The sequence below is a fragment of the Brevundimonas sp. genome, assembly GCF_036399195.1.
Lineage (GTDB): Bacteria > Pseudomonadota > Alphaproteobacteria > Caulobacterales > Caulobacteraceae > Brevundimonas.
In genome coordinates, this window is record NZ_DASWNO010000178.1 from 1 (window position 1) to 3,227 (window position 3,227).

Genomic DNA, 3,227 nt, shown 5'->3' on the forward strand with positions numbered 1-3,227 from the left:
ATGCAGGAAGAGGAGATCGTCCTCTTCTCCGACAGCGTCGGCAAATGGATCGACGAGCATGCGCCGCCCGAGGCGGTGCAGTCGTGGATCGCCAACTCCTCAGTACCGCGCGACCTGTGGACCGCGTCGGGCGAGGCCGGCCTGCTGGGCCTGTCCATGCCCGAGGAAGACGGCGGCATGGGCGGCGACTACCGGCACGAGGTGGTGCTGATGCGCCAGCTGGGCTGGAAGGGCGCGGACCATTTCGGCATCTCGCTGCACAACGCGATCGTCATGCCCTACATCTGGCACTATGGCACCGAGGAGCAGAAGGCGCGCTGGCTGCCGCGGCTGCAGTCGGGCGAACTGGTCGGCGCCATCGCCATGACGGAGCCGGGCGCCGGCTCCGACCTGCAGGGGGTCAAGACGACCGCCATCAAACAGGGCAACCAATATGTGGTGAACGGGTCCAAGACCTTCATCACCAACGGCCAGCTGGCCAACTTCATCATCGTGGTGGCCAAGACCGATCCGAGCGAGGGCGCCAAGGGGACCTCGCTGATCATCGTGGAGACCGACAGCGCCGAGGGCTTCGAACGCGGCCGGAACCTGCACAAGATCGGCATGGAGGGGAACGACACCTCCGAGCTGTTCTTCAACGAGGTGAAGGTCCCGGGCGAGAACATCATCGGCGGCGGCGAGGGCCAGGGCTTCATCCAGCTGATGCAGCAGCTGCCGCAGGAGCGGCTGAACATCGCCGTCCAGGGCGTGGCCGCGGCCGAGCGGGGCCTTCAGGAGACGCTGGCCTATGTCAAGGAGCGCAAGGCGTTCGGCAAGCGGGTGATTGATTTCCAGAACACCCAGTTCAAGCTGGCCGAGGTGAAGACCAAGCTGACCGTCGCCAAGGTGTTCGTCGACCACTGCCTGGGCCTGCATCTGCAGGGCAAGCTGGACGCCGCCACGGCCTCGATGGCCAAATACTGGGTCACCGACATCCAGGGCGAGGTCATCGACGAGATGCTGCAGCTGCACGGCGGCTACGGCTACATGAACGAGTACCCGATCGCCCAGCTGTACAAGGACGCGCGGGTCCAGCGCATCTACGGTGGGACCAACGAGATCATGAAGCTGCTGATCGCGCGGACGTTGTAGGCAGCCCTAGGACTCGTAGATTTCTCCGTCGTCGAGCCTTCGGAGAAAGTCCGCCACACTCCCCTCCCCGTCATCCTCGGGCTTGACCCGAGGATCAGACGCAAGGCCGCACACAAGCGGATAGAGATCGAGCCAATCTGGATTGCGTCGCTCGATAAGCTCCATCTTCCACGGCCTGTTCCAGCGCTTGAGCGCCTTCTCGCGGCGGATCGCCTGTTTGACCGCTTGATGCACTTCGAACCACACGAGGATGTCCGCGCCGTATCGCGCCGTGAAGGCTTCGCCCTTTCTCGACCGGTGCTGTGCGCCTCTGGCATACAGGTTCGAAGTCACGCCCGTGTAGATCACGCCGAAGGGACGGCTGGCCGTCATGTAAGTGGCGATCAGCGGTCGGTGCATCTCCTCCATCGGCGGAGTGAGCCGACGGTCTGATCCTCGGGTCAAGCCCGAGGATGACGGCGGAGATAGGGGAGCATAGAAAACGACCATGATCCGCCTCCACGTCCCCCAGCCGCTCTCCCCGGACGCCGCCGTGGCGCCGACCCTCGACCAATCGCGCTACCTGACGCAGGTCATGCGGCTGAAGATCGGCGACAGCCTGCTGGTGTTCAACGGCGTCGACGGCGAGTGGCGCTGCGTCATCGCCGAGGTGCTGAAGAAGGGCGTGGTGCTGCGGGCCGAGGCGCAGGTGCGGCCTCAGATGACCGGCCCTGACCTGGAACTGCTGATCAGCGTGGTGAAGAAATCCGCGCTGGAGTTCGCCGTCGAGAAGGCTGTCGAGCTAGGGGTCCGGCGCGTCCGGCTGGTGATCACCCACCGGACCCAGACCCAGCATGTGCGGATGGACCGGCTGGACGCCATCGCCATCGAGGCGGCCGAACAGACAGGGCGGGTCGACGTGCCCATCATCGAGGAGCCGGTGAAACTGGCCGAACTGCTGGACGGTCTGGACGGTTCACGGCGGTTGATGTTCTGCGACGAAACGGGCGGGGAGCCGGCCGGTGAGGCGCTGGAGGCGGCAGGCGAAGGCCCATGGGCCGTGCTGATCGGCCCCGAGGGCGGCTTCTCGCCCGAAGAACGTGAGCGGCTGCGGGCCCTGCCCTTCACCACCGCCGTGTCTCTGGGCCCGAGAATCCTGCGCGCCGACACCGCCGCCATCGCCGCCCTGACCCTGTGGCAGGCGGCGGTCGGGGACTGGGATCGGTAGCCAGACCGTCGATACCCCTTGAGCGTCGCCGTCAGGTCGCCCATCTAGCCGCGAGACGAGGGGCTATATCCGCATGAACGACGCGCCGCTTTCCCGGGACGACCTGATCGGCGCGATGGCCAGGGGGGCCAAGCCGCGCGAGCAGTGGCGCATCGGGGCGGAGCACGAAAAGTTCGGCTTCGACCGCAGCACCCTGCGGCGCCCGACGCACGAGGGCGACAGCGGCATCCTCGCCATGCTGACCGGCCTGGAGCGGTTCGGCTGGGCGCCGGTCGAGGAGGCGGGGCATCTCATCGCGCTGGAGCGCAAGAACGCCGACGGCCTGACGGCGTCGATCAGTCTCGAGCCCGGCGGGCAGTTCGAACTGTCGGGCGCGCCGCTGAAGGACGTGCACGAGATCTGCGACGAGACCGGCCGCCACCTGATGGAGGTCAAACAGGTCGCCGACCAGCTGAACCTCGGCTTCATCGGCGTCGGATTCGATCCGATGTGGCGGCGCGAGGACGTGCCGGTCATGCCCAAGGGCCGCTACGCCATCATGCGCGCCTATATGCCCAAGAAGGGCTCGCTCGGCCTCGACATGATGCTGCGCACCTGCACCATCCAGTCCAACCTCGACTTCGCGGACGAGGCCGACATGGTCGCCAAGTTCCGCACGTCTTTGGCGCTGCAGCCGATCGCCACCGCCCTGTTCGCCAACTCGCCCTTCACCGAGGGCAAGCCCAACGGCTTCTTGAGCGCCCGCGCCAACGTCTGGACCGACACCGATCCGGACCGCACCGGCATGCTGGACTTCGTCTTCGCCGACGGCTTCGGCTACGAGCGCTACGCCGACTATGCGCTGGACGTGCCGATGTATTTCGCCAAGCGCGGCGAGGCCTACGTCGAC

Annotated in this window: 4 protein-coding genes; 3 read left to right on the plus strand and 1 reads right to left on the minus strand. The window is 66.3% G+C overall.

The features are described from left to right. Positions 1 to 1,131: acyl-CoA dehydrogenase family protein (locus VGB60_RS08405; protein WP_331037820.1), on the plus strand; the 1,131-nt coding region annotated here is incomplete at its 5' end. Positions 1,132 to 1,137: 6 nt separating this feature from the next. Here VGB60_RS08405 and VGB60_RS08410 read toward each other — a convergent pair. Beyond that, positions 1,138 to 1,530: a GIY-YIG nuclease family protein gene (locus tag VGB60_RS08410; RefSeq protein ID WP_331037821.1), complete on the minus strand. Its 393-nt coding sequence runs from the start codon at positions 1,528 to 1,530 to the stop codon at positions 1,138 to 1,140. A gap of 88 nt (positions 1,531 to 1,618) precedes the next feature. Here VGB60_RS08410 and VGB60_RS08415 point away from each other — a divergent pair, with 88 nt between their 5' ends. Further along, positions 1,619 to 2,338: a 16S rRNA (uracil(1498)-N(3))-methyltransferase gene (locus VGB60_RS08415; RefSeq protein ID WP_331037822.1), complete on the plus strand. Its 720-nt coding sequence runs from the start codon at positions 1,619 to 1,621 to the stop codon at positions 2,336 to 2,338. A gap of 73 nt (positions 2,339 to 2,411) precedes the next feature. After that, positions 2,412 to 3,227, plus strand: an 816-nt coding sequence (locus tag VGB60_RS08420; RefSeq protein WP_331037823.1) for a glutamate--cysteine ligase, incomplete at its 3' end; no start/stop codon positions are given.

What these genes read in the sequence shown, in the direction of transcription:
- VGB60_RS08415 (WP_331037822.1), top strand. Translation starts at nt 1,619, where the DNA reads ATGATCCGCCTCCACGTCCCCCAGCCGCTCTCCCCGGACGCCGCCGTG.
- VGB60_RS08410 (WP_331037821.1), bottom strand. Translation starts at nt 1,530, where the DNA reads ATGCACCGACCGCTGATCGCCACTTACATGACGGCCAGCCGTCCCTTC.